At 71.7% G+C, this 6,005-nt stretch carries 6 protein-coding genes; 3 read left to right on the forward strand and 3 right to left on the reverse strand.

The window, feature by feature from the left end; all coding sequences use genetic code 11:
• Nucleotide 1: 1 nt before the first annotated feature.
• The 3 genes from ACWIFB_RS08970 to ACWIFB_RS08980 all read right to left on the reverse strand — a co-directional run bounded on the left by ACWIFB_RS08970 (nucleotide 2) and on the right by ACWIFB_RS08980 (nucleotide 2,833).
• Complete coding sequence (locus ACWIFB_RS08970; RefSeq protein WP_454058038.1) at nucleotides 2-1,687, reverse strand: MFS transporter; 1,686 nt, start codon at nucleotides 1,685-1,687, stop codon at nucleotides 2-4.
• 113 nt (nucleotides 1,688-1,800) lie between these two features.
• Entirely contained in the window at nucleotides 1,801-2,268 is a 468-nt protein-coding gene (locus ACWIFB_RS08975) for a hypothetical protein (RefSeq protein WP_344995646.1), read from the reverse strand.
• 10 nt (nucleotides 2,269-2,278) lie between these two features.
• Nucleotides 2,279-2,833, reverse strand: coding sequence for a nuclear transport factor 2 family protein (locus ACWIFB_RS08980; protein ID WP_454058039.1), 555 nt, complete (start codon nucleotides 2,831-2,833; stop codon nucleotides 2,279-2,281).
• A 53-nt stretch (nucleotides 2,834-2,886) separates the two neighbouring features.
• Here ACWIFB_RS08980 and ACWIFB_RS08985 point away from each other — a divergent pair, with 53 nt between their 5' ends.
• The 3 genes from ACWIFB_RS08985 to ACWIFB_RS08995 are packed head-to-tail and all read left to right on the forward strand — an operon-like array spanning nucleotide 2,887 to nucleotide 5,778.
• Nucleotides 2,887-4,335 carry an FAD-dependent oxidoreductase gene (locus ACWIFB_RS08985; protein WP_454058040.1) on the forward strand — a complete coding sequence of 483 codons (1,449 nt, stop codon included), beginning with the start codon at nucleotides 2,887-2,889 and terminating at the stop codon, nucleotides 4,333-4,335.
• Nucleotides 4,326-5,060, forward strand: coding sequence for a PaaI family thioesterase (locus ACWIFB_RS08990; protein WP_344995655.1), 735 nt, complete (start codon nucleotides 4,326-4,328; stop codon nucleotides 5,058-5,060). Before ACWIFB_RS08985 ends, ACWIFB_RS08990 begins: the two co-directional genes overlap by 10 nt.
• Before the next feature lie 22 nt (nucleotides 5,061-5,082).
• Entirely contained in the window at nucleotides 5,083-5,778 is a 696-nt protein-coding gene (locus ACWIFB_RS08995) for a PaaI family thioesterase (protein WP_452098319.1), read from the forward strand.
• Nucleotides 5,779-6,005: the final 227 nt, after the last annotated feature.

Consider the following 6,005-nt stretch of genomic DNA (forward strand, 5'->3'; position numbering starts at 1 on the left):
GCTACTGCGCGACGGGGGTCGCGGAGGCGCGTCGTAGGAAGGCGGCTCCGAGGAAGCCCAGGGCGAGGAACGCCGCGGCCACCAGCATCGCCCACCGGCTGGCGTCGGCGAACCCGTGGGCCAGTGCGTCCACGGCCGCGGCCGTGTGGTCCCCGAGCGGGCCGGCGTCACCGTGGTCGCGGAGCACACCGATGGTGCTGCCGGCGGACTGACGAGTCGACTCCGCGAGCTGATCGGCCGGGCCGCCGGCGAGGCCCGCGTTCTCGAGGGCCGCGGGCAGCGTTCGCGCCAACGAGATGGACAGGGCGGCGCCCGCGAAGGCGGTGCCGAGCGCCGAGCCGATCTGCCGGACCGTGCTCTGGGTGGCCGAGCCCTGCCCGGAGATGGCCACCGGCACGTCACGGAGCACCGTGCCCGTGAGTTGGGCGGAGGCCAGGCCCAGGCCCAGGCCGTACACGGTCAGCGGGATCGCGACCAGCCAGGCGTGGGTGTCGTCGCGGATGAGCAGGACCAGGGCCAGGACGCCGATCAGTTCCAGCCCCAGCCCGATGAGCACCGTCCCCGGGGAGCCGAACCTGGCGGCCAGATGGCGGGCCGAGGCACCGGACAGGAATGCGCCGAACGCCATCGCGGCCAGCACCAGGCCCGCGCTGATCACCTCGAGACCGAGCACGTTGACGAGGTAGAGCGGCAGGATGAACAGGAGTGCGAACTCGCCGACGGCCACCGTGCCGGCGGTGAGGTTGCCCCACGAGAAGGTGCGGAGAGAGAACAGCGACAGATCTAGTAGGGCCGACCGGTGGACCTTCTCGCGGTGGCGTTCCCACAGGATGAACAGTGTCAGGGCCACCGCGGCTATCGCGAGGGCGATCGGGGTCGCCGAGACGGGGGCGTCGGCCGGCCAGGTCAGGCCGAACAGGGACAGATCGGCCTTCGGGGTCCACCAACCCAGGTCGGGGCCCTCGATCACGGCGAACACCAGGGCGCCGAACCCGATCGCGCTGAGCAGTGCGCCGTCGACGTCCACCCCTGGACGGGCCTTCTCCCCGCGCGTTTCGGGGACCGTGAAGATCACCGCGACGAACAGGATCGCGCCCAACGGGAGGTTGACGAGGAAGATCCAGTGCCACGAGGCCCACTGGGTCAGCGCGCCGCCGAGCAGCGGCCCGATCGCCGCGGCGCCCGAGATCACCGCCCCCCATACCCCGAACGCCGCGGCCCGGTACCGGCCGCGGAACAGCGTGTTCACCGATGAGAGGGTGGCGGGCATGATGAACGCGGCGCCGACCGCCTGCACCGCGCGGGCGGCGAGTAGCGGCCCCGCCGACGAGGCGGCCGCCGCCAGCAGGCTGCCGCCGACGAACACCACGATGCCGGCCAGGACGAGGCGCCGCCTACCGAGCCGGTCGGCGAGGGTGCCAGTCGAGAGCAGCAGGGCGGCGAGCAGGACGGCGTAGAGGCTGTTGACCCACTGCGCGTCGGTCAGGTCGAGGTTCAGATCGAGGATGATCGTGGGCAGTGCCACGCCCACGATCGTGCCGTCCAGCACGATCAGTCCGAGGGCGATCGAGAGCATGGCCAGCCCGGCCCAGTCTCGGCGTGAGGGGGCGGCTACGTCCGCGAGGTCATCCGGCAGCGTCGAAGCCGGGGTGATGGCGCCGTCCCCACCAGGCGCATGCTTGGTCATGGCCCCATCTCATCATGTAGATGTCGCGTTCACATCGTGAAAGCGGATGATGTGGACCTCAACCGAAAGGTTGAGGCCCCGGCGGCGCGGCAGGGCTGGTCGAGCCGGGGCCGTCAGTTGCTGAGCGACTGGGCCGCGGCCACCATCCCGACGGCGGCCAGTCCGGTGCGCAGCCGGTCCGAGGCCATCAGTGCGGCGATCCGCGGCCGGGTGATCTGCTCCTGCGCGATGCTCGCGTGCAGCGGCACCACGCCGGCGGTGATGACCGGGCCGGCGAGGCTGCTCGCGCACGCCACCGCCGTGGCGACCCGCCCGGTGCGCTCGCCGGACCGCACGGACCCGTACGTCGCCCAGACGGCCGCACCCAGCGAGGTGGCGTAGAGCGTCAGCGCGACCGGCGCGATGCGTCGGGCGTGGTCGGACTGCCGTTCCGCGATGCCGTGGGTGGTGCCGTCGAACAGCTGGGGGTACACCACGGAGCTGACGATGGACTGGAACCCGAGCGTGATGGCCGAGGTGGTGAGCAGCGCGAGGCGGCCCGCACGCAGGGTCGGATCGGACGCGGGCCGACGACGCTTCATGCCCGCCAGGCTACCCCTCCCGTGACCGTGCCAGGAGCTGACGGCCCTCGCCGTCGTCGGTCACCGCACGTGCGGTGCGCAGCACGACGCGCCACCCTCGGTCGGGCGCGTCCACCGGGCCGCGTCGCTCCAGCTCCCACCTGCTGGCGGTGACCCGCAACACCGTGTAGCGGCCCGGCCGGGAGGACCGCACGACGAGCTGGGTGTACCCGGTGGCCACGGCGCGGTCGCCGCTGAGCAGCACCACCGGCAGGCTCGGGACGTGCCCGCAGCCGTGGGCGATGAGCCCCTGGTGGGCGTCGCCGTTGACCATCTCCATCAATCCGTCGTGGCCGTCCAGGCGACCGGTGTCGACGTCGTACACGCCGTCGGAGGTCCACAGCTCGGCCACGCCCTCGGCGTCGCCGGAGTCGACGCGGGGTGAGTAGGAGCCGAGGATCCGCAGGATCGCCAGCTCGTCTTCGGCGGCGGCCAGGCGGCCTTCGGTCTGGTCGATCCGGGCCTCGACGGAGGCGAGTCGCGCATCGAGCGCATCCATGCTTCGGGCATCCGGGGAAGAAGTCATGGGTTCCATATTAAAGCGCCGACTCAATCGGTGAACACGTTATAGTTTTCTCCATGACGGACACTAATTCGGACACCGGTCCATCGATCGTCACGGCCGATGTCGTGGTGGTGGGGATGGGTATCGCGGGAGCGTGCGCGGCCATCGAGGCGGCCGAGGCCGGCTCGACGGTGATCGTGCTGGAGGGTGCCTCCGGGCCGGGCGGCTCGTCCGCGCAGTCCGGCGGCGAGGTCTATCTGGGCGGCGGCACCGCCACCCAGCAGGCGCTGGGCATCTCCGACACGGTGGAGGACATGCGCGCGTTCCTCACCGCGGCGCTCGGCCCGAACGCCGACGAGTACAAGATCGAGGCCTACTGCACCGGCGCGGTCGAGCACCACGACTGGCTCGTGGCGCACGGCGCGGTCTTCAACCACAAGCTGTGGGACACCCCCACCTGGATGCCCGGCGACGACTCGGGACTGATGTGGATGGGCGAGCGCGCCGAGCCGTACGCCTCGGTCGCGAAGCCCGCCGCGCGCGGCCATCGCCCGCCCGGCCCCAACTTCGCCGGCAACCTCCTCATGGACGCGCTCGTGGCCACCGCCGAGAAGGCCGGGGTCACCCTCCAGTGCGACATCAAGGTCCGTTCGCTGATCGTTGAGGACGACGAGGTGGTGGGCGTGCGCGCCACCGAGTTCGGTGCGGAGCGCGAGTACCGCGCCACCGGCGGCGTCGTCCTGGCCACCGGCGGGTTCGTGGACAACGAGCGCATGATCGAGCAGTGGGCGCCCCAGCAGCTGGGCAAGGACGCGGTGTCCGACGGCCGCGACGACGGCTCGGGGATCGAGATGGGCATGGAGATCGGCGCCGCGGTGCGCCGCATGCACCAGACCGAGACCGCGATGCTCATCATCCCGCGCCTGGTCGTGGGCGCGATGCTCGTCGACGGCGACGGCCAGCGCTTCATCAACGAGGAGGTCTACCCGGGCCTGTACTGCCACGCCGCCGTGCATCATCGCCGGCCGCCGGTCTGGGTGATCATCGACGAGAAGGGCATCGAGGACGTCCCCGAGTCCGAGCTGTGGGGGATGCAGCCCATGCACGCTGCGGAGACCATCGAGGAACTGGCCGCGGACTGCGGCCTGCCCGCCGACGCGCTGGCCGACCAGCTCCGCCGCTACAACGCCGGCGCCGAGCGCGGCGAGGATCCGCAGTTCGGTAAGAGCGCGGGCTGGGTGCGGCCGCTCGAGCCGCCGTTCGGCGCGTACCCCACCGGCGCCGGCGGGCCGGACAGCTTCAACGGCCTGCCGCTCAAGGCGCAGGGCTTCACGCTCGGCGGCCTGCACACCGATCTGGACGCGCGGGTGCTCGACCGCGCCGGCGAGCCGATCCCGGGCCTGTTCGCGGCCGGGCGCTGCACGCACGGCCTGCACGGCGACGGCTACATCTCGGGTACGTCGCTGGGCGACGGCTCGTTCTTCGGCCGCCGCGCCGGTCGCGGGGCGGCCGCGTGCTCGTGAACGAGGTCGACGGGGTCGTGGCCGCGTCGGGCGGGGCCCCGGCGCCCGGGGCCGTGCGCAGGGCACGCCCCGAGATCGACCTGGGCCCCCTGGATCCAACACGTGGCCCCGGGGCACCCGTGGATCGTGCCGACGACGACGAGGCCGGGCTCTTCGCCTTGGTCGATCAGGTGCGTCGGATTCGTGCCCTGACCACCGGCGGGATCTTCGACACCGACCTGGGTCCGCTCACCGAGCGGCTCCGCGGGGTGGCCGACGAGTTGGAGGCCGCGTCGGCGACACCGCAGCACAGGTTGGAGACCATGTGGTCGAATCGTCGCTACATGACCAACTGCCCGGTGGTCGGACGGGCGAACCTGGTCGCCCTGCCGGCGGAGTACGAACTCCTCGAGGACGGCACGCTGCGGGCGGAGTTGACCCTCGGGATCGAATACCAGGGCCCGCCCGGCCGCGTGCACGGGGGAATCGTCTCGCTGCTGTTCGACGCGGTCCTGGGTCGGGCGAACCATCACGCGGGCACCACCGGGATGACCATGTACCTGGACATCGACTACCGGGGCGCCACCCCGCTCCTGGAGCCCATCGTGGTGACGGGCCGTCCGGTGCGAGTGGAGGGCCGCAAGGTGTGGGCGCAGGGGGCGATCCACGCGGGCAACCGTCTCTGCGCCACCGCGGAGGGGCTGTTCGTGAGGCCCGAGGGCTGGGTTCGGGACGGCGGACACTGACCGTCCGAGTAGATTCGGACGCGTGACCGCCAGTAACGAAGCCGAACAGAACCAGGTCGGCACGGCCGATCCCGCCGCCGCGAGCAGCGAGGGGATACCGCTCCTGCCGCAGGACGAGACACCCTCCGGCTCCACGGAGCTCGCTCGCGAACTGCGGCGCCTCCGCGGCCTGGTCGCGGGCTCGGTGTACGAGGACGTCCATGACGCGGTCCGGACGGTCCGTGAGCTGGCCGATCATCTGGAGGCCGTGGGGAAGCCGGTCCGTCCGAAGGATTACGGAACCTGGGGCACGCCCGAGCACATCGGTGCCAACCCGGCGATCGGTCAGCGCAACCCGGTCTCACCGCCGCTGGAACCCGTGGTGTTCCCCGACGCGACTGTGCGCGCCGATCTCGAGCTCGGGATCGAGTATCAGGGCCCTCCCGGCTGCGTGCACGGCGGGATCGTGGCGCTGCTGTTCGACGAGATGCTGGGGCTGGCCAACGCCGCGTCCAAGAGCGTCGGCATGACCGCGGACCTGCGGATCACCTACTCCTCGCCCACGCCGCTCTATGCGCCGCTGCGGTTCGAGGCCCGGCAGGACCGCGTGGAGGGCCGCAAGATCTGGGCCAGTGCGACCCTGCATGCCGGGGACACGCTGTGTGCCAGCGCCGAGGGCCTGTTCGTCGAGCCCCGCGGCATCCGGGACGACGAGCGCAGCCGGCCCATCGAGGGCTGACCCGCGCGAGGGCCGGCCCATCGAGGGCTGACCCGCGCGAGGGCCGGCTTGCGCGAGAGTTGACCCGCGCCGTTGATAAGCGGGTTCCGCACAGGCCCTCTCGGCCGATATGGGCGGAACCCGCTTATCGACGGGGGGTGTCCCTATGGTGATTGTCAAGGGTTTTGGTGACGGAATGCGAGGGTTCTATGCTGCGGCGGCGACTTTGGTCGGTGCTGGTGGTTCTC

It is taken from the genome of Dietzia sp. NPDC055340 (genome assembly GCF_053645335.1).

Bases quoted from the DNA above. Each gene is read 5' to 3' on its own strand.
- ACWIFB_RS08970 (WP_454058038.1), bottom strand. From the start codon at position 1,687: ATGACCAAGCATGCGCCTGGTGGGGACGGCGCCATCACCCCGGCTTCG.
- ACWIFB_RS08975 (WP_344995646.1), bottom strand. From the start codon at position 2,268: ATGAAGCGTCGTCGGCCCGCGTCCGATCCGACCCTGCGTGCGGGCCGC.
- ACWIFB_RS08980 (WP_454058039.1), bottom strand. From the start codon at position 2,833: ATGACTTCTTCCCCGGATGCCCGAAGCATGGATGCGCTCGATGCGCGA.
- ACWIFB_RS08985 (WP_454058040.1), top strand. From the start codon at position 2,887: ATGACGGACACTAATTCGGACACCGGTCCATCGATCGTCACGGCCGAT.